Genomic DNA, 22,678 nt, shown 5'->3' on the forward strand with positions numbered 1-22,678 from the left:
AAGTGATGGGCCGGTTTTTTTATGTCCGCATTTTTTCAAACGCCTGAACCGCTCAAGAATGGGACTCACCGCACAACTGGTCAGACCGGTCATGCCAATTCGTCATTTTTCACTTGCGATCCTTAAAAAACAGCGCCTAGACTGCACCTGCACTGGACATACCGGTAAGACCACAATAATTAAGTCCTGAATCTGATGCGCCACGCGCACGGCAGCCAGGACACCGACCAGGATTCCTCCCATGCTCAGATGGTGCTCGCGTTCAATCTTCCTCCAAGTGGTTCTCGGACTGGTGCTTGGCATCGTCTGCGGACTGACCCTTCCTGAATACTCGGCCCAGCTCAAACCGCTCGGTGACGGCTTCATCAAACTGATCAAGATGCTCATCGGTCTGATCGTATTCTGCGTGGTGGTCAGCGGCATCAGTGGCGCGGGCGATCTGAAGAAGGTCGGGCGCATCGGCCTCAAATCCGTTATCTACTTTGAAGTGTTGACCACCATTGCCTTGGTGATCGGTCTGGTGTTCGCGTTCAGCACCGGCATCGGCAGCGGCGCCAATATCCATCTGGAGCAACTGTCCGCCGCCGACATGGGCGACCTCGCCGAACGCAGCCAGCACATGCACACCACCACGCAGTTCCTGATGGACCTGATCCCGACGTCGGTGATCGGCGCGTTTGCCGACAACAACATCCTGCAAGTACTGCTGTTCTCGGTGCTGTTCGGCAGCGCATTGAATCTGGTCGGCGAAGCCGCTTCCGGGATCTCGCGCCTGATCAACGAACTGAGCCATGTGATCTTCCGCATCATGGGCATGATCGTGCGTCTGGCGCCGATCGGTGTGTTCGGCGCCATCGCGTTCACCACCAGCAAATATGGCCTCGACTCGCTGCAACACCTGGGCAGTCTGGTTGGCCTGTTCTACCTGACCTGCGTCGCCTTCGTCAGCGTGATTCTCGGTGTGGTGATGCGCGCCTCCGGCCTGCGCATGTGGCCGCTGCTCAAATACCTGCGTGAAGAACTGCTGATCGTCATGGGCACCGCGTCGTCTGACGCCGTGCTGCCACAGATCATGCGCAAACTTGAACACTTGGGGATCGGCAGCTCGACGGTCGGGCTGGTGATTCCCACCGGCTACTCGTTCAACCTCGACGGTTTCTCGATCTATCTGACCCTGGCCATCGTGTTCATCGCCAACGCCACCGGCACGCCGCTGGCCATGACTGATTTGCTGACGATTCTGCTGGTGTCGTTGATCACCTCCAAAGGCGCCCATGGCATTCCCGGTTCGGCACTGGTGATTCTGGCGGCGACATTGACGGCGATCCCGGCCATTCCGGTGGTCGGTCTGGTGTTGGTGCTGGCGGTGGACTGGTTCATGGGCATCGGCCGCGCACTGACTAACCTGATCGGCAACTGCGTCGCCACCGTGGCCATCGCTCGTTGGGAGAAGGACATCGATGTGCAACGGGCGAACAAGGTGCTCAACGGCGAGCAGGGCTATACCTTTCAGCCGAGAAAAACCGTCGCTCAAGCGGCGGCCAAAGAATTCTGATTGATCGCCGTGCCTGCTGACCCGCAGGCACGGCTCATGGAGCAAGACACGTGATTACCACCTCAACCGTCGTCAACTCAGTCGTAGAAAAACTCCGGGCCGCACTGGCCCGTGGTCAGTGGCGCTCCGGCGACATGCTGCCGGGCCAGCGCGAACTGGCCGAACAACTGGGCATCAGCCGCCCGAGCCTGCGCGAAGCGGTGATCGTCCTGGAAACCCTCGGCCTCGTGCGCTCGATGCCGGGCAAAGGCGTAGTCGTACTCGACGCACAGCTCAGCGACAGCCAAAGCCACGACAGTGCAGTGGCCAGCGCCAGTCTCGAAGACGTGCTGCAACTGCGCTACACCCTTGAGCCGTTCATCGTCGGCCTCGTTGCCCAGTCGATCAGCAGCAAGGAGGTCGGCCAGTTGCGCCTGACTCTGATGGACATGCGCGAAGCCCTCGAGGCGGGTGACAGCGAAGCCGGGGTCAGCGCCTACATCGCGTTTCACGAAGAGCTGTTCACCCTGACGTCGAATCCGATCTTCCAGAGCGTGGTGCAACAGACCAGCAATGCCCTCAAGCAAAGCGCCGAGGTGCTGCGCAATTCCCCTGAGCATCTGGCCGAAAGGTTGGAGGAAAACGAAGCCGTGGTTCGTGCGATCCGCAGCAAAAACAGCGCCCAGGCCAGCGCCGAAATGCGCCGGCACATCCTGCGCGAAGGCCAGCGGATGGGCATCGAGCTGAACATTCCGGACGACAATTTGAACAACTGAATTTCTTCCCACTGGAGACCGGCCATGAACAGTCTTGCCTCACCACAGCGCACTCGCCACATGTCGGCCGCCCTGCCCTTCTCCCGCATTGATGACCTGTATCCACGGCTGTTCGATGCGATTCTGGAACAACGTATCGACCCGGCCAGCCGCTTCACCGAAGAGAGCCTCAAGCAGATGTTCGGCGTCAGCCGCGCGGACGTGCGTCGGGTGCTGACGCAGTTGTCCCATGAACAAGTGGTCGTGCTGCGCGCCAATCATCGGCCGCGTGTTGCGACGCCCGATATGGAGCAGACCCGGCAGACCTTGCATGCACGGCGCCTGACCGAAAACACACTGGTGCGCCTGGCTTGTCAGCGACCACAGGCTGATGGCGTGAAACGCCTGCGCGCCTTGATCGAGCGCGAGCGTCAGGCCGTAGAGCAGGATCGGCGCGGCGCGGCGATTCGATTGTCGGGGGAGTTTCATCTGCAATTGGCGCAGATGGCGGGGAATGCACCGTTGGCGCATTTTCTTGGCAGCCTTGTGCCGATTACGTCACTGGCGATTGCGCGGGGTGATGGAACGACGCGCAGTTGTTGCGCGTGGCAGGAGCATTTGGAGATTGTCGAGGCGGTGGAATGTGGGGATGCAGCTAAAGCGGCGATGTTGATGAATCAACATCTGGATCATTTGGAAGGCACCCTGTTGTATTCCGTCAATGCGCACTGCGCTGCCGGATAGATCGCCATCGCGGGCAAGCCCGCGATGGCGTCATCCCTAACACCGAAGATCCATCAGGCTGCCGAAACCTTGGCAAACCCCGCCCGAATCTTCTCTTCCGGCAAGTCATCAGCAATAAACACAATCACACTTTCGCGCGCCTCACCTTCGGCCCATTCGGTGTCCCAGTCGAAACCATAGAGTTTCAGCACACCCTGAAACACCAATCGCCGATCTTCCCCGGCAATGTTCAGCACCCCTTTGTAACGCAGCAATTGTTTGCCGTGTTCTTCCAGCAACTCATTCATGAACTCGCTGAGCTGATCGATATCCAGCGGCTGCTCGGTGCGCAGCACGAGGCTGGAAATGCGATCGATCGACGGCGCCTGGCTGACCGGACGCAGACTCAGCCCACCGCCGAGATCGGCGTTGAGGTTGAAGCCGCGCACGTCGAGCAATTCGGCCAGATCGATGTTGCCGTGCTCGACCACACGGATCGGCGCACGACGGTTGATCCGCGTCAGGCGCTCACTCAATGCGGTGAACGCTGCTTCATCCACCAGATCAGTTTTGCTGACCAGCAAGCGGTCGGCGAAACCGATCTGTGCCTGGGCGATGGTCTGAGTCAGGTGTACATCGGCATGAGCCGCGTCAACCAAGGTGATGATGCCGTCGAGCAAATAACGCTCGCGCAATTCCTCATCGATGAAAAAGGTCTGCGCCACGGGTGCCGGATCGGCCAGACCGGTGCACTCGATCACCAGTCGGTCGAAGGCGATTTCGCCGCTGTCCAGCCGCTCAAGCAACAAGTACAGGGCTTTGGTCAGATCGGTGTGGATGGTGCAGCAGACACAGCCGTTGGCCAGGGTCATGACTTGCACTGGTTCGTCGCCAAGCAACTGAGTGTCGATGCCGGCGTCGCTGAATTCGTTTTCGATCACGGCGATTTTCAGGCCGTGCTCGGCTTTCAACAGGTGCCGCAACAAAGTGGTCTTGCCGGCGCCGAGGAAACCGCTGAGTACAGTGACAGGTATGGGAGAAGACAAAACCCGATCTCCTTAAAAGGAACACAAAAACAAATGTGGGAGCGAGTCTGCTCGCGAAAGCGGTGTGTCAGCCAATGGATTCATCAACTGACACTCCGTATTCGCGAGCAGGCTCGCTCCCACAGGGGATAGCTTCGACCTCAGGCTCTAATCAACAGCACTTCGGCCCACCCTTGCCACCGTAACGGGCTTCCTGACGTTCGCGAAAGAACATCTCGTAGCTCATCACCGGTTTGTCCGGGTGCTTGGTTTGCATATGCTCGACGTAGGTGTCGTAGTCGGGCATGCCGACCATCAGGCGCGCGGCCTGACCGAGGTATTTACCGAGGCGACTCAGGTCATTGAACATGGTGCAATCCTCTGGTTACGCATCCGGCAGGGCCTGGAATGGCGATTCTTTATCCGTACGCTCTTTTTTACCCCAGGCGGCGATGCCGACCTTGAGCGCGTAGAACAGGATACTGAACACCACAAACAGGAACAGCACTGTCAGCGTTGCGTTGGTGTAGGCGTTAAAGATCACGTGCTGCATTTGCTCCACGCTTTTGGCCGGCGCGAGCACCTGACCATTGGCGAGTGCATCGCTGTACTTCTTGGCCAGCGACAGGAAGCCGATCGCCGGGTTGGCGTCGAACAGCTTGATGAAGCCTGCTGTGGTGGTGCAAATCAGCAGCCAGGTAGCCGGAAGCAAAGTGACCCAGATGTAGCGCTGGCGCTTCATTTTGATCAGCACAACGGTACCAAGCATCAACGCGATACCGGCCAGCATCTGGTTAGAGATACCGAACAGCGGCCACAGGGTGTTGATGCCGCCCAGTGGATCGATCACGCCCTGGTACAGCAACCAGCCCCACATCGCCACACAACCGGCGGTGGCGATCAGGTTGGCGGTCCACGACTCGGTACGTTTCAGCGCCGGCACGAAAGAGCCGAGCAGATCCTGCAGCATGAAACGCCCGGCACGGGTGCCGGCGTCTACAGCGGTGAGGATGAACAGTGCTTCGAACAGAATTGCGAAGTGGTACCAGAACGCCATGGTGTTTTCACCCGGCAGGACACTGTGCAGGATCTGCGCGATACCGACCGCCAGGGTCGGCGCACCGCCGGCACGGGCCAGGATCGTGGTTTCGCCAATGTCATTCGCCACGGCTTGCAGCGCCTCAGGCGTAATGGCGAAGCCCCAACTGGTGACCACTTGCGCAACAGACACCACATCACTGCCGACGACGGCTGCCGGGCTGTTCATGGCGAAGTACACGCCAGGCTCGATCACCGAAGCAGCAACCATGGCCATGATCGCTACAAACGATTCCATCAGCATGCCGCCGTAACCGATGTAACGGGCGTTGGTTTCGTTATCCAGCAACTTCGGCGTGGTGCCCGACGAGATCAGCGCGTGGAAACCGGAGACCGCACCGCAAGCGATGGTGATGAACAGGAACGGGAACAGACCGCCCTTCCACACCGGGCCAGTGCCGTCGACGAACTGGGTCAGCGCGGGCATTTTCAGCTCAGGCATGGTCACCAGAATGCCGATCGCCAAAGCGACGATGGTACCGATCTTGAGGAAAGTGGAGAGGTAGTCACGCGGCGCCAGAATCAACCAGACCGGTAGCGAAGCGGCCACAAAACCGTAACCGACCAGCATCCAGGTAATCTGCACACCCGTGAAGGTGAACGCCTTGGCCCACACCGGATCGGCGGCGATCTGCCCACCGAGCCAGATCGAACCCAGCAGCAGCAACACGCCGACCACCGAGATCTCACCAATGCGACCCGGACGGATGTAGCGCATGTAAATGCCCATGAACATCGCGATCGGGATGGTCGCCATCACCGTGAAAATGCCCCATGGACTCTCGGCCAGGGCTTTCACGACGATCAGAGCCAGCACCGCGAGGATGATGATCATGATCAGGAAGCAGCCAAACAGCGCGATGGTGCCGGGAATGCGGCCCATTTCTTCACGCACCATGTCGCCCAGGGAGCGGCCGTTACGACGGGTCGACATGAACAGAACCATGAAGTCCTGCACCGCACCCGCCAGCACCACACCAGCGATCAGCCACAGCGTGCCGGGCAAATACCCCATCTGCGCCGCCAGTACCGGACCGACCAGAGGCCCCGCGCCAGCGATGGCCGCGAAGTGGTGACCGAAGAGAATGTGTTTGTTGGTCGGCACATAGTCCAGACCGTCATTGTTGAGCACGGCGGGGGTGGCCCGACGCGGATCGAGTTGCATCACATGGTTAGCGATGAACAGGCTGTAGTAACGGTACGCAACCAGATAAATGGCCACGGCAGCGACCACAATCCACAAGGCGTTGATCGCCTCGCCTCGGCGCAATGCCACTACGCCCAGGGCGCACGCTCCTACGATTGCCAGCACTAGCCAGGGTAAGTGGCGTAGCAGGCTATTATTATTTTTCATTTTATTATTCCAGCCAGGGTGGACAAGAAAGACAGCCACCCCGAGTTTAGCGCTTACGGCGACAAAGGCCATACCCCGACATTGGTCTAGACGCCTTAACGATTGGCTGCGACCGACTGGTCGGGTCTATAGTCAGCAAACCTTCGTGAGGATTGCGCCATGAGCCAGCACCCAGCTGAGCGTCGCCGCTTCAAACGTATCGCGTTCGATGCCAAGACTGAATTGAGTCAGGGCGAGTACATCTGGCCGGTCAAATTGATTGATCTGTCGCTCAAGGGTCTGTTGATCGAAAAACCCGAGCCGTGGTTAGGTGATCGGGAGCGGCATTTTCTGGTCGATATTCATCTCAACGATGAGGTCGGCATCAAGATGGATGTGCAATTGACCCACGACGACCATGGCCAACTCGGCTTCGTCTGCAAGCACATCAGCCTGGAGTCCATCGAACGCCTGCGGCGCTTGATTGAGTTCAACCTGGGTGACCCGCAGGAGCTGGAGCGAGAATTGGGCGCTCTGATCGAACTCTGATTAAAACCGGCTCCCTGTAGGAGCTGCCGAAGGCTGCGATCTTTTGATCCTGATCTTTTAAAAGCAAGATCAAAAGATCGCAGCCTTCGGCAGCTCCTACAGGGGATCGTGGTTATTCGAAAAGCGCGTCGAGAGCTTGTTCGAGACGCGTCACGGCGATGATCTGCAACCCCGGCGGCGACTCTTTCGGCGCGTTGCCCTTGGGCACGATCGCGCGCTTGAAGCCATGCTTGGCTGCTTCCTTCAAACGTTCCTGGCCACTCGGCACCGGACGCACTTCGCCGGACAAACCGACTTCGCCAAACACCAACAGATCGTGGGGCAACGGCCGATTACGCAAGCTCGACATCACGGCCGCCATCAACGCCAGATCGGATGCGGTTTCCAGCACCTTCACCCCGCCGACCACGTTAAGGAACACGTCCTGATCGTGGGTCGGAATGCCGCCGTGTCGATGCAAAACCGCCAGCAACATCGCCAATCGGTTCTGATCCAGGCCCAACGTCACCCGGCGCGGGTTGGCCAGATGACTGTCATCGACCAGCGCCTGCACTTCCACCAGCATCGGCCGAGTGCCCTCCCACGTCGCCATCACCACACTGCCGGGGACTTCTTCCTGAGCACGGGTGAGAAAAATCGCCGATGGGTTGGAGACTTCTTTAAGTCCCTTGTCGGTCATGCCGAACACACCGAGTTCGTTGACCGCACCAAAACGGTTTTTCACCGCCCGCAGCAAACGCAAACGGCCATCGGATTCACCTTCGAAATACAGCACGGTGTCGACCATGTGTTCCAGCACGCGCGGGCCGGCAAGCGCGCCTTCCTTGGTGACGTGGCCGACGAGGAAAATCGCAGTGCCGCTTTGCTTGGCGTATCGCACCAGCAGCGCCGCACTTTCGCGCACCTGAGAGACACCGCCGGGCGCCGATTGCAGTTGTTCGGTGAAGATCGTCTGGATCGAGTCGATCACCATCACCTTGGGTTTTTCCTGACGGGCAGTGGCGATGATGGTTTCGATACAGGTTTCGGTCATCACCCGCAGTTGATCCTGCGGCAAGCCGAGGCGCCGGGCGCGCATGGCTACTTGCTGCTGGGATTCTTCGCCGGTGACGTACAGCGCTGGCATGCTCTTGGCGAGGTTGCAAAGGGTCTGCAACAGAATCGTTGACTTGCCGATCCCTGGATCACCACCAATCAGCACTACCGAGCCATCGACCAGCCCGCCACCGAGCACGCGGTCCAGTTCGCCGGAGGCAGTAGAAAACCGTGGAATCTCTTCGATGCTGACTTCGGCCAGCGTCTTGATCTGCGCCTGTTGCCCGGCCCAACCGGTGCGACCGGTGGGCGCCGTCGCGCCGCCGCTCTCGATCATGGTTTCGGTCAAGGTGTTCCAGGCACCGCACTCGCCACATTGGCCGGCCCACTTGGGAAAGGTTGCGCCGCACTCGGTGCAGCCGTACATGCGCTTGGCCTTGGCCATCAGAACCCCCGACAAAAACCGCGATGATAACGCACGCGCTGCCGATCAGCGCGGCGCGGCGGTACGGAATTCCCCGCTGGCCAGACGTGCGGCGCTGTTACCCAGCGGATCTTCGGCATTCAGATCGGCGCCTTTGGCTTTCAGCGCGTCGAGCAATTCCTGACGCTTGAACAAGCCGGCGTACATGGCGGCCGTCTGACCGGCACCGTTACGTTGGTCGGGACTGCAATCGGTGGCCATCAAGCGCCGGGCAATCTGCAACTCGCCCTTGAAAATCGCGCCCATCAGCGCCGTGTTGCCGCGTTGATCCTGAGCACAGGCATCCGCCCCGGCGGCGAGTAGCCTTTCAACCGCGGGTGCCTGGCCGTGATACGCCGCCAGAATCAGCGCGGTGTAGCCCTTGTCATCGCGGGTGTCGAGCGAATATCCGGACTCGATAAAGGTATCGAGCATCGGCACATCACCGCGCCGGGCCGCGTCGAAATAGTAGTCCTGCAGTTGCGCCCTGATGGCTTCAGGGTCCTGCTCGGGCGAAGCCGCCCACGCAGAGAACGACAGGCAGCTGCAAAACAATAAAAGACAGATACGCATCAGCAGTCTCCTTTGGCGAAACGGGGCCTGATTCAGACCCCGTTTTGCATCAGCGTTGGATCAGTCGACCAGTTTGGCCGCCAGTGCCTTGACCCGGCTCAGGTCACCCTTGGCCACTTCAGTCACGCCGGTGCCGTACTCCGGATCGGCTTTATAAAGGAAGGACAGGATGATGTGCTTGCTCTCTTCATCCGTGGTGGCCAGCGAGCCGCCGAAGCTGTCGATCAGGTCGCGGCGTTCCTTTTTGCTGAACGAGCGATACAGATCGCCGGCCTGCTTGAAGTTCTGCTCACGCTGGATCTTCGCCTGCTGCGTGCTGCCCGACAGCGCCATCTGGCTGTAACGCGCCGCTGGCGTTTCTTCACGCGGTTGCAAACGGCTCGGCTGATAGTTCACACCGGACTGGCTGGCACCGAAGTTCATCGCGCCATCCTGATTGCCGTTGTTCACCGCGACTTTCGGCGCGTTGATCGGCAATTGCAGGGCATTGGCGCCAAGACGATACATTTGCGTGTCGGCATAAGAGAACACGCGACCTTGCAACAATCGATCTTCGGAAGGTTCGATACCCGGAACAACATTGGCCGGTGCCATTGCAACTTGTTCGGTTTCCTGGAATACGTTTGCCGGATTACGGTTTAGAACCATTTGTCCAACTTTACGTTCTGGAATACCCGGCCAGATCTTGGTTGCATCCAGCGGATCGAAATCAAACTTGGACAAATCTTGTGGTTTCAGAACCTGAATGTACAAGTCCCATTTCGGGAAGTTGCCTTTGTTTATATTAGTCACCAAGTCATTGGTCATATGACTGTAATCCTGACCCTGAACTTTTGTGACTTGTTTAGGGGTGAGATTATTGATGCCCTGCAAGCTCTTCCAGTGAAACTTTACGTAGTGCACTTCGCCTTTGGCATTGACCAACTTATAGGCATGCACTCCGTTGCCGTCCATTTCGCGATAACTGGCTGGTGTTCCCGAGTTGGAATACAGCTCGGTCAGCGTACGCGTGGCTTCCGGTACATGGGAGAAGAAGTCGAATCGGCGCGAGTCATCATCAAGATTGGTGCGCGGGTCGGGTTTGAACGCATGCACCATGTCCGGAAATTTGATCGCGTCACGGATGAAGAAGGTCGGGAAGTTGTTGCCCACCAGATCCCAGTTGCCGTCGGCGGTATAGAACTTGGTGGCGAAACCACGCGGGTCACGCAGGGTTTCCGGGGAGTGGTTACCGTGAACCACGGCAGAGAACCGCACGAATACCGGCGTGCTCTGGCCGGCGGCAAATACCTTGGCCTTGCTCAAGTCGCTGAGGTCGTTGGTCACGGTGAAAGTGCCGTGGGCGCCGGTGCCACGGGCGTGAACCACACGCTCGGGAATGCGCTCGCGGTCAAAGCGCTGCAGCTTCTGGATCAACTGCACATCCTGCAGCAACACCGGGCCGTTGGCGCCGGCGGTCTGCGAGTTCTGATTGTCGCCCACCGCCGCACCGTTATCCCGGGTCAGGGGCGCGGCATGCACGGAAAAGGTCAACAGGCTGGCGGTGATTACGCCAAGTGTGCGGCGATGGGGAAAAGCCCCCAGTCCAAGAGTGGCATTCATATCAGGTTCCTCTGGTTTTTTTGGGCGCATCCAGGTGCGCCAACCCAAGGCTAGAGGCCTGTGCCGCTGAACATAAATAGAAAGAACGTAACGCCATGATTGAAAAAATTGGCTTCCCGATCAGTGAGTTACGGCGTATTTCGCGCGCGATTAGTGGCACTTTGCAAACTAATCGTGGATTAATGTGTCGATTAAAACGGGCATTGTAAGAAGGTGTTTCGCGCAGGACGCGTTTTGCTGATTTACACTGCGTACACCAAACTCATCTGTAACAAGGAAATAACCTATGGGCGTGATAAGTGAGTTCAAGGCCTTCGCGGTCAAAGGCAATGTGGTCGACATGGCCGTCGGTATCATCATCGGTGCCGCCTTCGGCAAAATCGTTTCATCGTTTGTCGGTGACGTGATCATGCCGCCGATCGGCCTGCTGATCGGTGGAGTGGATTTCAGTGACCTGGCAATTACGCTCAAAGCTGCCCAAGGCGAGGCCCCTGCGGTCATGCTGGCTTACGGCAAATTCATCCAGAGCGTGCTCGACTTCGTGATTGTCGCTTTCGCAATCTTCATGGGCGTCAAAGCCATCAACCGCCTGAAACGCGAAGAAGCCGTGGCCCCTACCCTGCCACCGGTGCCGACCAAGGAAGAAGAATTGCTGGGTGAGATCCGCGATCTGCTCAAGGCCCGGAACAATCAGCCCTGACTTGACTGCACCCTGAAAAACGGCGCCTTAGGGCGCCGTTTGTTTACCAGTAGTTTTCTACGGCCACCTGTCCCGGTCGGCGGGTGAGGCTGAGGCTCATGTGCCTTTTTTTCAGCAACGCACGAGTGTCGTCGATCATCTGCGGATTGCCGCACAACATGACCCGCGAATGTTCAGCCGACAGCTCCACGCCCGCCGCCCGTTCCAGCTCACCGTTTTCGATCAGTGTAGTAATGCGACCGTTCAACGCTCCGGGATGGGCTTCACGGGTGACTGTCGGGATGAAACGCAACTTGTGTGCGTGTTCACTCAAGTATTCACGTTGCGCCAGCCCGGCAATCATCTGCTGATACGCCAGCTCCCGCGCTTCGCGCACGCTGTACACCAGAATGATCCGTTCGAATTTTTCCCAGACCTCGAAGTCCTGAAGGATCGACAGAAAAGGCGCCACCCCGGTACCGGTGGATAACAGCCACAGATCACGGCCGTCAACGAAGCGATCAAGGGTCAGGTAGCCGAATGCTTGGCGATCCACCAGCAAGGTATCGCCGATCTGCAGTCGGCTCAGCTCGCTGGTGAACTCGCCGCCCGGCACTACGATGGAGAAAAATTCAAGAAACTCGTCAAAGGGTGACGACACCATCGAATAGGCGCGCCACACAGTGCTGCCATCGGCCTTGGTCACGCCGAGCCGGGCGAATTGCCCAGCCCGGAAACGAAAACCGGCATCACGACTGGTGCGCAAAGTGAACAGGCTGGAGGTCAAGGGCTGCACGTCGAGCAAGGTCTGAGCGGTAAACTTCTCTGCACTGGCGGTCATGGGGCACTCCGTTGAACGATGACCAGCAGTGTCCCGCAAATCTGCGCGCTTAAACACCGATGATTGGTAATGGCTTTATCAACGCACGCCACCGACAACTATTAACCGCATTTAAAGCAAGCAAGCTATGCAAACTAAAATTTAGGATGACAAGTTGCATACTAAAACTTCGCTATTGCTAATAACGCTTTATGACCACACACGCATTCTCAAGAGCGAAAAAATTTAAAACTCTTCGTAGGAAACGTCCTACACTTCGACCCGTGCCGGATCTTTTGGATCCACTCGGCGCCCCCGCAACACCAACGGAGAGTTTTTAATGGAAACGTGGAAGGAGTCGCAATTAAAGCAACTGACTTTCGCCAAGGGAATAGATGCCGCTTATCCGATCTTGCTGAAATTTGCCGAGAATCTAGGATTTAACTTCTGCGCAATTTCAGTCACTTCGCCGCACCGGGAAATTCATCTTAATGCCTTGCAAATCAACAACTACCCTGACGAATGGAATCAACAATATGCACAAAAAAACTTCCGGAAAATTGATCCGGTAATAGCACACTGCAACCACTCAATGTTACCCATCGTATGGAATGAAACGGTATTCGCCGAAACGCCTCAGTTATGGGAATCACTGAAGGAACACAGACTGCAACACGGCTGGTCTCAGGCGTTCCATAACGAGGAAAGCGGCTTGTGCAGCATTATCAGCCTTGCCCGAAAGCACTGCCCGATCAGTCCGCTCGAGTTGTATGAGCATTTTGGCTATATGTTCTACGCCACCAGCTACTTGAGCGAACTGTTCGCCAGGGCCTTGCCCGCACAGCCCGCCAAGTCCCGCCAACCGCATCTTTCACCCCGAGAACTGGAGGTGCTGCAATTGTCCGCCAGTGGCAAAACGGCTTATGAGATCTCGAAAATCCTCAGCTTGAGCGAACGCACCGTGAACTATCACGTGCAGAACGTTATCGGGAAGCTCAACGTCTGCAACAAGATTTCCGCTGTCATCGCGGCCGCCAGAGCCGGAATCATCTAGACCCATTGCTTTGCCCCCGATTAAAACGTGCGGGTATTCCCGCAGAAAAAAACGTACCATTTATGCCCTTCCTGAGTGATGACGCCAGCCGTTTGCGTTGCAGTCCACTCGGTCGGGTTCCGCCGTACGTCACCCAGGCAGCGGGACATCCGTCGATTATCCTGAGTCCCCGCCCCATGCCTTTGCTCGATACGCCCTTCGCCCAACTCGACCTGATCCGCCAGCCCGAACAGCAAAACGAACCGCTGCAGGCGTTCGATGCCGCCGATGAATATTTGCTCAATCATCTGGCCGCGCAGCAACCGACGGCTGACACGCGGGTTCTGGTGCTCAACGACAGCTTCGGCGCGCTGGCCGCCAGTCTGCTCGGCAAGGTGACGGTCAGCAGTAGCGGTGATTCGTTTCTGGGCTTTCAAGGGCTGGAAAAAAACCTGCTGCGCAATGGCCACGCGTTCGACGCGATTTGCGGTATCCCGGCCAGTGAGCCCTTGCTCGGGCCGTTCGATCGGGTATTGATCCGCGTACCGAAAACCCTGGCCTTGCTGGAGGAACAACTGATTCGCCTGCAAGGACAACTGGCGCCCGGCGCTGAAGTGGTCGCAGCAGCGATGGTCAAACATCTGCCGCGCGCAGCGGGCGACCTGCTGGAGCGCTACGTCGGCCCCGTACAGGCATCACTGGCGGTAAAAAAAGCTCGGCTGCTGATCGCCACACCTGAGGCGAAAACGCCAGCCGTGTCGCCCTACCCGTCTCGCTATCGCCTTGACGATCCGGCCATTGAGTTGCTTAACCACGCCAACGTGTTCTGCCGCGAAGGCCTGGACATCGGCACCCGCGCGTTTCTCCCGCATCTGCCGAAGAATCTTGGCAGTGCACGAGTCGCCGACCTGGGTTGCGGTAACGGTGTACTGGCCATTGCCAGCGCACTGCAAAACCCGGACGCACAGTACACGCTGGTCGATGAATCGTTCATGGCCGTGCAGTCGGCTGCCGAAAACTGGCGCGCCGCGTTCGGTGATCGCGACGTGATCGTGCGTGCGGGTGATGGTTTGGCCGGTCAGGAGCCGCAATCGCTGGACGTGGTGTTGTGCAATCCGCCGTTCCATCAGCAGCAGGTCGTGGGTGATTTCCTCGCCTGGCGCATGTTCCAGCAAGCCCGCGAGGCGCTGGTGGTGGGCGGCGCGTTGTACATCGTCGGCAACCGTCATCTGGGTTATCACAGCAAACTGGCGCGGCTGTTCCGTGGTGTAGAGCAAGTCGCCGCCACACCGAAATTCGTGATCCTCAAGGCCCGCAAGTAAACCGCCAGGCAAAAAAAACCCTCCATCAGGAGGGTTACAAATCCGTACCCGAAGGCGCCGGGACGGAGTGATTCAGTGAGTGGTCAGGCCTGCGGCGTTCATGAACATGCGCATCAGGCTGGCGATGATAAACAGCGCGCCGACGCTACCAACCCAGATCATCGCTAACCAGCCGAGCCGCTGCCACAGCGGCTTTTTTTCAGCTTCTTCAATATCGTTCAGGGAATGTTTGCCGGTCATTGCTTCATCCTCCGTTTGAGGGAGATGGCGCTGCGGGCAGCGCCATCTTGATCACGCCTAGTGATAACCGTCTTCATGGGTGACCTTGCCGCGGAACACGTAGTAGCTCCAGAAGGTGTAACCCAGAATGAACGGGATGATGAACAGCGTGCCTACCAGCATGAAGCCCTGACTTTGCGGCGGTGCGGCGGCGTCCCAGATCGAGATCGACGGCGGCACAATGTTCGGCCACAGGCTGATACCCAGACCGCTGTAGCCGAGAAAAATCAGCACCAGGGTCAGCAGGAACGGCATGTAGTTGGCATTGCGCGCCACGGCACGGATCAAACCGTACATCGTCACCAGCACTAGAATCGGTACCGGCATGAACCAGAACAGATTCGGCATGCTGAACCAGCGTGTCGCGATGTCCGGGTGCGCCAGTGGTGTCCAGATACTGACGATACCGATCACGGCCAGCAGTACGAATGCCAGCGGCCGTGCCAGGTTATGCATCTGTTCCTGAAGCTTGCCTTCGGTCTTCATGATCAGCCAGGTGCAACCGAGCAAGGCATAAGCCACCACGAGCGCAGCGCCGCAGAACATCGTGAACGGTGTCAGCCAGTCCAGTGATCCGCCGGCAAACTGTCGATTGACCACCGGCAAACCATCGATGAATGCGCCGAGCGCCACGCCCTGGAAGAACGTCGCCGCCACCGAACCGCCGATGAATGCCTTGTCCCACAGGTGACGCTTGTCGTCCTTGGCCTTGAAGCGAAACTCGAATGCCACGCCGCGAAAAATCAAACCGATCAGCATGAATATCAACGGCAGGTACAGCGCCGAGAGCACCACCGAATAGGCCAGCGGAAAGGCGCCGAACAACGCCGCGCCGCCCAGCACCAACCACGTTTCGTTACCGTCCCAGACCGGGGCGACGGTGTTCATCATCACGTCACGGTCGGTCTTGCCCGGAATAAATGGGAAGAGAATCCCGATCCCGAGGTCGAAGCCGTCCATGACCACGTACATCATGATGCCGAAGATGATAATCACGGCCCAGATCAGCGGAAGATCAATACCCATGAGTCAAATCTCCTTGGTCAGGCTGGGAGCATCGTGATCGGCATCGGCCGTATCGTCCGCAGCGGACAGCGGACGGGCCGGCGTGCGTTGCTTGCCCGGACCACCTTCTGGCGTTTCTGCGCCTTCGCTGATCTTCGGCCCTTTGCGCACCAGACGCATCATGTAGCCCAGGCCGGCACCGAACAGGGCGAAATACACCACGACGAACATGATCAGCGTGATGCTCATCTGCACGAAGCTGTGATTGGACGACGCATCCGCCGTGCGCATCAGCCCGTAGACCACCCACGGCTGACGGCCGATTTCCGTGGTGAACCAGCCGGCGAGAATCGCGATCAACCCGGACGGCCCCATCCACAACGCCAGATACAGGAACGGACGTGAGGTGTAGAGGGTGTCGCGTTTACGCAGCCACAAGCTCCACAGACCGGTGAAGATCATCAGGAAACCGAGGCCGACCATGATCCGGAACGACCAGAACACGATGGTCGAGTTCGGCCGGTCTTCGGGTGGAAAATCCTTGAGCGCCGGCACTTGCTTGTCCAGCGAGTGGGTCAGGATCAGGCTGCCGAGGTACGGGATCTCCACGGCGAATTTGGTTTTCTCTTCTTTCATGTCCGGCCAGCCGAACAGGATCAGCGGCGTGGGTTCGTCACCCTTGTTTTCCCAGTGGCCTTCGATGGCAGCGATTTTTGCCGGTTGATGCTTGAGGGTGTTGAGGCCATGGAAGTCGCCGATGACGGCCTGGATCGGCGCGACGATCAATGCCATCCACATCGCCATCGACAGCATGGTGCGTATCGCCGGGTTGTCCTTGCCGCGCAACAGGTGCCAGGCCGCCGAGGAGCCGACGAAGAATGCCGTGGCCACAAACGCGGCAGTCGCCATGTGCATCAGGCGGTACGGGAACGAGGGGTTGAAGATGATGGCCAGCCAGTCGGTGGGAATGACTTGGCCGTTAACGATTTCGAAGCCCTGCGGGGTTTGCATCCAACTATTGGAAGCGAGAATCCAGAACGTCGAGATCAATGTGCCGATCGCCACCATCACCGTGGAGAAAAAGTGCAGGCCGCGTCCGACCTTGTTCCAGCCAAACAGCATCACCCCTAGGAAACCGGCCTCGAGGAAGAACGCCGTGAGCACCTCATAGGTCAGCAAAGGCCCGGTGACGGCACCGGCGAAGTCCGAGAAGCGGCTCCAGTTGGTGCCGAACTGGTAGGACATAACCAGACCGGAGACCACGCCCATGCCGAAGTTGACGGCAAAGATCTTCGACCAGAAATGGTAGAGGTCACGGTAGGTGTCGTTATGAGTTTTCAGCCACAAGCCTTCGAGCACCGCCAGGTAGCTCGCCAGGCCAATGGTGATGGCCGGGAACAGGATGTGAAATGAGACGGTAAACGCGAACTGAATTCGGGCGAGATCGAGTGCCTCTAAACCGAACATAAGTCTTCCTCTGTCAGGTAATACCGGCTGCGGGGCTTGTGGCCCCTACGCCTACTGCCCCCACGGATATGGAGTGCGGCGAATTCTGATTCGTTCTTTTTTAACAACCATCGCAACGCAGGGAGTCTGGCCATCGGGCCGCCGGATCAATTCCGTTAGAGGCCTTGATCTGGATCAAGCAACGTTGAAAGAGTAGTCCCATTTCAGACGAAGAACCGCGTGGTCGTTTGCCGCGTGACAAGTTGCCTCACGGTTACGGCAATGCTCTGAAGTACATGCCATGTGGCGAAACGGCGTGCTCCCTTGTCGCAGGGAGTTGAGGGCGCGGGGATAATCGATGTCTGGCTAACTAAATTTTTTTTCATAGCAACTTCCTGTTACAGACTGGTGATAACCTCGCAGTTCCCCCTCGAACCAGACCTGCCTCCAGATGCCCAGCCAAGAGCCCCTGCTGTTACGTCACCATCGTCCGTTTCTCGCGTTCTGGCTGGCCCGGATTTTCACCGCCAGCGGGTTCCAGATGCTCACTGTGGCGATTGGCTGGAACCTGTATCAGTTGACCGGCAACGTGCTCGACCTGGGCCTGGTGGGTCTTGTCGAGTTCGCACCGCGCGTGCTGTTCATGCTGCACACCGGGCATGTCGCCGACCGCTATGACCGGCGCAGAGTCGCGGCGATCTGTCAGTCGTTGCAGGCCTTGATCGCTCTGGCGCTGGCCATTGGCAGCGCCACCGATCACGTCACCCGGGAAATGATCTTCATCCTCGCCTTCTTGCTGGGTGCGGCGCGCTCGTTCGAAATGCCGACCACGCAGGCGCTGCTGCCGAGCATCGTGCCCGCGTCGCTGTTCCCGCGCGCGGTCGCGGCCGCGCAATCGGCGCAACAGTCGGCGACCATCGTCGCCCCGGCACTCGGCGGTTTGCTTTATGCGTTCGGCAGCGTCTGGGTGTATGGCCCGACGGTGCTGCTTTATGTGATTGCCTGCTCGCTGATGCTCAACCTGCCCGCTCGGCAGACCCCGTTGAATAAAGGCAAAGCCACGCTGGATTCGTTGCTGGCGGGGATTCGTTTCATTCGCAGCCGTCCGGACATTCTCGGGGCGATCTCTCTGGATCTGTTCGCGGTGCTGCTTGGTGGCGCCACCGCGTTGCTGCCAGTATTCGCCAAAGACATATTGCTGACCGGGCCGTGGGGCCTCGGCCTGCTGCGCTCGGCGCCAGCGGTCGGCGCGCTGGGGATGTCACTGTTCCTCGCGCGGTTTGCCGTGGAGCGCAATGTCGGCCGGGTGATGTTCACCGCGGTGGGCATATTCGGCGTCGCCACCATCGCTTTCGGCCTGTCGACTTCGTTCTGGTTCTCGCTGGCCGTGCTGGTGGTGCTCGGTGCGGCGGACATGATCAGCATGGTGATCCGCGCCTCCTTCGTCCAACTGGAAACCCCGGACGAAATGCGCGGCCGGGTCAGCGCCGTAAACGGTCTGTTCATCGGCGCCTCGAACCAGTTGGGCGAATTCGAATCCGGCCTCACCGCCCACTGGTTCGGCACCGTGCCGGCAGTGGTCATGGGCGGAGTCGGTACGCTGGTGGTGACGGGGACGTGGATCAAACTGTTTCCGACATTGGCCAAACGGGATCGGATGACGGAGTTGGTGGAAGAAGCGAAGGTTTAGCGCTCGTCAGACCAACAACTCCCCCCCAACTTTCGCCCTTAATGCCTTGCCCCCAAGTTGTTCCACCAGCGCCAGAGCAAATTCCAGCACCGCACCAGAACCCTGGGCGGTGATGCAGTTGCCATCAACCACCACCGGTTGATCAACAAACGTACAGCCCGACAACTGATGACTGGCGCTCGGTAGACACGTCATGCGCCGCTGGCGCAAAACGCCGAAGGCTTGCAGGGCGACTGCCGGGGCTTCGGCGATGGCGGCGAACAGGCGTCCGGCGCTGGCCTGATCCTTGAGCAGTTGTTGCAGCGGCTGATGAGCCGCCAGGTGTTGTGAACCGACGCCGCCGCCGGGCAGGACGATCAGGTCGAAAGTCTGTGCCAGCACATCGATCAGCATGCCGTCGGCGGTCAGGCGGGTGCCGCGGGCACAGGTCAGCATGCGCCGACCTTCGATGCTGGCCGCCATCACTTCGATGCCGGCGCGACGCAATACGTCGATCAGGGTCACGCTTTGCAGATCATCGATGCCCTCGGCGAGGGTAATCAGGGCTCTAAAGGTCATGGGCGCTATCCGCTGAGTGATCTTCAAAGCGTAGTCAGCTTTACCCGGCCTCGTTCGGTCGTCGCCGTTACTTGATGTAAAGCTGCGTCGACATCCTGTTGCCCGGCGCGTTGATGGACATGTTGGTAAAGGTGAAGATACCGTCCTGCTTGCCAGCCAGGTCGAGCACATACAGATAGCCCAAGGTTTTCTTGCCGACCGTGCACTCGGTCAGATTGCCGTTATCAAAAGCGCAGACCGGGGTTCGTGTGCCGTTCACCTCAAAACCGTCCAACGCTACGTGCGCCTCGCGACCGTAGCCGACCTCCAGCACGTAAACCTTGATATTCGGGCCGCTGTGGTCGCAACGCGTCTGTTCCTGACCTTCAGCGATGTCTTCGAAGCCGCAGCTCGGTGACTCGACTTTCAACACCTTTAACTGAGTTAACGGTGGGGCCGACGCAGCCCAGGCGCCAGACGCCCCGCCCATCAGAACGGCCAATAGGCCGAAAGTCTTCAACCAGCGCTTGCTCATGCGTTACCCACCCCCCAAAAAATCAGCGCGCAGTATGGCGCAGTTGGACCCAACGCAAAACTTCGACGACGATCGACACCAACAACCGCCATATTCCTCACGCTGCTGGTATGATGCGCGGCTTTTTCCGGCCCACCACAATTTCTCAGGCGCTTGCGACTGTCTGTGCTTTGCTGTTGAGGTCGATACATTCACGGCGCCATGCGCGCCACGGGGAGCAGACATGCTGGAAAGGCTGTTTCAACTCAAGGCACACAACACCAACGTGCGGACCGAGATTCTCGCGGGCATCACGACTTTCCTGGCCATGGCCTACATTCTGTTCGTCAACCCGAGCATCCTCGGCGAGACCGGCATGGACAAGGGCGCGGTGTTTGTCGCTACCTGTCTGGCAGCCGCCATCGGTTCCACGGTCATGGGCCTGATCGCCAACTACCCGATCGCCCTCGCACCGGGCATGGGCCTGAACGCCTTCTTCACTTACACCGTCGTGCTGCACATGGGCCACACCTGGCAAGTGGCGCTGGGCGCGGTGTTCATCTCGGCCGTGTGCTTCTTCCTGCTGTCGATCTTCCGCATCCGTGAATGGATCATCAACAGCATCCCGCTGCCGCTGCGTTCGGCGATTGCAGCCGGTATCGGCCTGTTCCTGGCGCTGATCGCCCTGCATAACGCCGGCATTGTGGTCAGCAATTCGGCGACCATGGTCGGCCTCGGTGAGCTGAGAGCTCCGGCACCGATCCTCGCCACCCTCGGTTTCGCCCTGATCGTTGCCCTCGAAGCGCTGAAAGTACGCGGTGCGGTGTTGATCGGCATTCTCGCGGTGACCATCGTATCCATCGCCTTTGGCTTCACCGCGTTCAATGGCGTGACGTCGATGCCACCTTCGCTGGCCCCGACCTTCCTGCAGCTGGACATCATGGGTGCACTGGACATCGGTCTGGTCAGCGTGATCTTCGCCTTCCTGTTCGTCGACCTGTTCGACAACTCCGGCACTCTGATCGGCGTCGCCAAGCGCGCCGGCCTGATGGGCAAGGACGGCCACATGCCGAAAATGGGCCGTGCGCTGATCGCCGACAGCACCGCCGCCATGGCCGGCTCGCTGCTGGGCACCTCGACCACCACCAGCTACATCGAATCTGCTGCGGGCGTGAGTGCTGGCGGCCGTACCGGTCTGACAGCTGTGGTCGTCGCGATTCTGTTCCTGCTGGCGTTGTTCTTCTCGCCACTGGCGGCCAGCGTTCCGGCTTTTGCCACCGCACCGGCACTGCTGTTCGTCGCCGTCTTGATGATGTCGGGCCTGGCAGAAATAGAATGGGACGACATCACCGTCGCCGCACCGGTCGTGGTGACCGCGCTGGCCATGCCGTTCACGTATTCGATCGCCAACGGCATCGCGTTCGGCTTCATCGCCTGGACCGCGATCAAACTGCTGTCCGGTCGCGCCCGTGAGCTGAACCCGGCGCTGGTGATTCTGTCGATTCTGTTCGTGATCAAGTTGGGTTGGTTCAACGCATGACTTTCGATTCCCAAGCCTACGCCGCACAGCTCGAAGACAAGGTCACGCGCCTGCGTGACCTGCTGGCCCCGTTCGATGCGCCCGAGCCGAGCGTATTCGACTCGCCACTGCAGAACTTCCGTCTGCGCGCCGAATTCCGCCTGTGGCGCGAGGCCGGTGAGCGTCATTACGCGATGTTCTCTCAGGACGACAAACGCACGCCGATCCTGATCGAAGAGTTCCCGATCGCCAGCCTGCGCATCAATCAACTGATGCCACAGCTCAAGGCTGCGTGGCAGGCCAGCGCGGCGTTGAGCCACAAGCTGTTTCAGGTGGAGTTTCTGACCACCCTGGCCGGCGACGCGATGATCACCCTGTGCTACCACCGTCCGCTGGACGAGCACTGGCATGCGGCAGCGACCAAGCTGTCGGCAGATCTCGGGGTCAGCATCATCGGCCGCTCCAAGGGCAAACGCGAAGTGCTCGGCCAAGACTATGTAGTGGAGAAACTTGAAGTCGGCGGCCGCACGTTCAGCTATCGCCAGCCGGAAGGTGCCTTCACCCAGCCCAACGGCACCGTAAACCAAAAGATGTTGAACTGGGCTTACGAAGCATTGGGCGATCGCACTGACGATTTGCTGGAGCTGTACTGCGGCAACGGCAACTTCACCCTGCCGCTCGCGACCCGCGTCCGCAAAGTGCTGGCCACCGAAATCAGCAAGACTTCGGTCAACGCCGCACTGAGCAACCTCAGCGAAAACGCTGTGGATAACGTCACGCTGGTGCGTTTGTCCGCCGAAGAACTGACCGAAGCCCTCAACGAAGTGCGCCCATTCCGTCGCCTGCACGGCATCGACCTCAAGAGCTACGAGTTCGGCAGCGTGTTCGTCGACCCGCCGCGTGCCGGCATGGACCCTGACACCTGCGAGCTGACCCGGCGCTTTGACAACATCCTCTACATCTCCTGCAACCCGGAAACCCTGGCGGCCAACATCGCCCAGTTGCACGACACGCACCGCATTACCCAGTGCGCGCTGTTCGACCAGTTCCCGTGGACGCATCACATGGAGTCGGGCGTGTTGCTGACCCGCCGTTGATTGCTGTTGCCAGATACGAAGAAGCCGTCGTGAATGACGGCTTTTTT

The 22,678-nt window shown here is 58.9% G+C and carries 22 protein-coding genes; 10 read left to right on the forward strand and 12 right to left on the reverse strand.

Features of this window, described 5'->3' with window-relative positions; all coding sequences use genetic code 11:
* The first annotated feature begins 241 nt into the window (after positions 1 to 241).
* From ACA074_RS24045 to ACA074_RS24055, 3 genes are read left to right on the forward strand one after another with little or no spacing between them, the layout of a single operon-like run.
* The gene (locus tag ACA074_RS24045) at positions 242 to 1,555 is read left to right on the forward strand and encodes a C4-dicarboxylate transporter DctA (protein WP_187679187.1); all 1,314 of its coding nucleotides are present in this window, start codon (positions 242 to 244) and stop codon (positions 1,553 to 1,555) included.
* A gap of 50 nt (positions 1,556 to 1,605) precedes the next feature.
* Positions 1,606 to 2,310: a FadR/GntR family transcriptional regulator gene (locus tag ACA074_RS24050; protein ID WP_187679186.1), complete on the forward strand. Its 705-nt coding sequence runs from the start codon at positions 1,606 to 1,608 to the stop codon at positions 2,308 to 2,310.
* Between the two features lie 24 nt (positions 2,311 to 2,334).
* Positions 2,335 to 3,033, forward strand: a complete 699-nt coding sequence (locus tag ACA074_RS24055; RefSeq protein WP_497677930.1) for a GntR family transcriptional regulator — start codon at positions 2,335 to 2,337, stop codon at positions 3,031 to 3,033.
* A gap of 53 nt (positions 3,034 to 3,086) precedes the next feature.
* Here the strand turns inward: ACA074_RS24055 and yjiA are convergent, their stop codons facing one another.
* The 3 genes from yjiA to ACA074_RS24070 all read right to left on the reverse strand — a co-directional run bounded on the left by yjiA (position 3,087) and on the right by ACA074_RS24070 (position 6,489).
* Complete coding sequence (yjiA, locus tag ACA074_RS24060) at positions 3,087 to 4,058, reverse strand: GTPase (protein WP_497658132.1); 972 nt, start codon at positions 4,056 to 4,058, stop codon at positions 3,087 to 3,089.
* Between the two features lie 151 nt (positions 4,059 to 4,209).
* Entirely contained in the window at positions 4,210 to 4,407 is a 198-nt protein-coding gene (locus ACA074_RS24065; protein ID WP_003228401.1) for a YbdD/YjiX family protein, read from the reverse strand.
* A 15-nt stretch (positions 4,408 to 4,422) separates the two neighbouring features.
* Positions 4,423 to 6,489, reverse strand: a complete 2,067-nt coding sequence (locus tag ACA074_RS24070; protein WP_187679183.1) for a carbon starvation CstA family protein — start codon at positions 6,487 to 6,489, stop codon at positions 4,423 to 4,425.
* A gap of 159 nt (positions 6,490 to 6,648) precedes the next feature.
* Between ACA074_RS24070 and ACA074_RS24075 the strand changes: the two genes are divergently transcribed.
* Positions 6,649 to 7,017, forward strand: a complete 369-nt coding sequence (locus ACA074_RS24075) for a PilZ domain-containing protein (protein ID WP_401267268.1) — start codon at positions 6,649 to 6,651, stop codon at positions 7,015 to 7,017.
* A gap of 112 nt (positions 7,018 to 7,129) precedes the next feature.
* Here the strand turns inward: ACA074_RS24075 and radA are convergent, their stop codons facing one another.
* Genes radA through ACA074_RS24090 form a run of 3 tightly spaced genes read right to left on the reverse strand, consistent with a single transcriptional unit; the run spans position 7,130 to position 10,690 of the window.
* Positions 7,130 to 8,497 (reverse strand): DNA repair protein RadA, encoded by a 1,368-nt coding sequence (gene radA / locus ACA074_RS24080; RefSeq protein WP_007909773.1) that lies wholly within the window; start codon positions 8,495 to 8,497, stop codon positions 7,130 to 7,132.
* Between the two features lie 45 nt (positions 8,498 to 8,542).
* Positions 8,543 to 9,088 carry an ankyrin repeat domain-containing protein gene (locus tag ACA074_RS24085; RefSeq protein WP_497677931.1) on the reverse strand — a complete coding sequence of 182 codons (546 nt, stop codon included), beginning with the start codon at positions 9,086 to 9,088 and terminating at the stop codon, positions 8,543 to 8,545.
* A gap of 60 nt (positions 9,089 to 9,148) precedes the next feature.
* On the reverse strand, positions 9,149 to 10,690 hold the full coding sequence (locus ACA074_RS24090; protein WP_497677932.1) for a catalase: 1,542 nt from the start codon (positions 10,688 to 10,690) through the stop codon (positions 9,149 to 9,151).
* A 286-nt stretch (positions 10,691 to 10,976) separates the two neighbouring features.
* On the opposite strand from ACA074_RS24090, the gene mscL reads away from it, so the two are divergent.
* Entirely contained in the window at positions 10,977 to 11,390 is a 414-nt protein-coding gene (gene mscL / locus ACA074_RS24095) for a large-conductance mechanosensitive channel protein MscL (RefSeq protein WP_187681198.1), read from the forward strand.
* A gap of 43 nt (positions 11,391 to 11,433) precedes the next feature.
* On the opposite strand, the gene ACA074_RS24100 is transcribed toward mscL, so the two are convergent.
* On the reverse strand, positions 11,434 to 12,210 hold the full coding sequence (locus ACA074_RS24100; protein ID WP_401267276.1) for a ferredoxin--NADP reductase: 777 nt from the start codon (positions 12,208 to 12,210) through the stop codon (positions 11,434 to 11,436).
* Between the two features lie 319 nt (positions 12,211 to 12,529).
* On the opposite strand from ACA074_RS24100, the gene ACA074_RS24105 reads away from it, so the two are divergent.
* Positions 12,530 to 13,243, forward strand: a complete 714-nt coding sequence (locus tag ACA074_RS24105; RefSeq protein WP_497677933.1) for an autoinducer binding domain-containing protein — start codon at positions 12,530 to 12,532, stop codon at positions 13,241 to 13,243.
* A 176-nt stretch (positions 13,244 to 13,419) separates the two neighbouring features.
* Positions 13,420 to 14,544 carry a methyltransferase gene (locus tag ACA074_RS24110; RefSeq protein ID WP_489879980.1) on the forward strand — a complete coding sequence of 375 codons (1,125 nt, stop codon included), beginning with the start codon at positions 13,420 to 13,422 and terminating at the stop codon, positions 14,542 to 14,544.
* Positions 14,545 to 14,616: 72 nt separating this feature from the next.
* On the opposite strand, the gene ACA074_RS24115 is transcribed toward ACA074_RS24110, so the two are convergent.
* The 3 genes from ACA074_RS24115 to ACA074_RS24125 are packed head-to-tail and all read right to left on the reverse strand — an operon-like array spanning position 14,617 to position 17,295.
* On the reverse strand, positions 14,617 to 14,784 hold the full coding sequence (locus tag ACA074_RS24115; RefSeq protein WP_187681201.1) for a DUF2474 domain-containing protein: 168 nt from the start codon (positions 14,782 to 14,784) through the stop codon (positions 14,617 to 14,619).
* A 57-nt stretch (positions 14,785 to 14,841) separates the two neighbouring features.
* Positions 14,842 to 15,849: a cytochrome d ubiquinol oxidase subunit II gene (gene cydB / locus ACA074_RS24120; protein WP_095190343.1), complete on the reverse strand. Its 1,008-nt coding sequence runs from the start codon at positions 15,847 to 15,849 to the stop codon at positions 14,842 to 14,844.
* Between the two features lie 3 nt (positions 15,850 to 15,852).
* Positions 15,853 to 17,295 carry a cytochrome ubiquinol oxidase subunit I gene (locus ACA074_RS24125; RefSeq protein ID WP_401267284.1) on the reverse strand — a complete coding sequence of 481 codons (1,443 nt, stop codon included), beginning with the start codon at positions 17,293 to 17,295 and terminating at the stop codon, positions 15,853 to 15,855.
* 430 nt (positions 17,296 to 17,725) lie between these two features.
* Here ACA074_RS24125 and ACA074_RS24130 point away from each other — a divergent pair, with 430 nt between their 5' ends.
* A complete protein-coding gene (locus tag ACA074_RS24130) occupies positions 17,726 to 18,964 on the forward strand; it encodes an MFS transporter (RefSeq protein ID WP_187681203.1) in 1,239 nt (412 codons plus the stop codon).
* Between the two features lie 6 nt (positions 18,965 to 18,970).
* Here the strand turns inward: ACA074_RS24130 and ACA074_RS24135 are convergent, their stop codons facing one another.
* Both ACA074_RS24135 and ACA074_RS24140 read right to left on the reverse strand, forming a co-directional pair.
* Positions 18,971 to 19,522 carry a DJ-1 family glyoxalase III gene (locus ACA074_RS24135; protein ID WP_497615391.1) on the reverse strand — a complete coding sequence of 184 codons (552 nt, stop codon included), beginning with the start codon at positions 19,520 to 19,522 and terminating at the stop codon, positions 18,971 to 18,973.
* Positions 19,523 to 19,589: 67 nt separating this feature from the next.
* Positions 19,590 to 20,036: a DUF4879 domain-containing protein gene (locus tag ACA074_RS24140; RefSeq protein WP_489879952.1), complete on the reverse strand. Its 447-nt coding sequence runs from the start codon at positions 20,034 to 20,036 to the stop codon at positions 19,590 to 19,592.
* A gap of 223 nt (positions 20,037 to 20,259) precedes the next feature.
* On the opposite strand from ACA074_RS24140, the gene ACA074_RS24145 reads away from it, so the two are divergent.
* On the forward strand, positions 20,260 to 21,555 hold the full coding sequence (locus ACA074_RS24145) for an NCS2 family permease (RefSeq protein ID WP_305439918.1): 1,296 nt from the start codon (positions 20,260 to 20,262) through the stop codon (positions 21,553 to 21,555).
* Positions 21,552 to 22,631, forward strand: coding sequence for a tRNA (uridine(54)-C5)-methyltransferase TrmA (trmA, locus tag ACA074_RS24150; protein ID WP_187681207.1), 1,080 nt, complete (start codon positions 21,552 to 21,554; stop codon positions 22,629 to 22,631). Before ACA074_RS24145 ends, trmA begins: the two co-directional genes overlap by 4 nt.
* Positions 22,632 to 22,678 lie beyond the last annotated feature (47 nt).

The organism is Pseudomonas sp. LBUM1655, assembly GCF_059716085.1.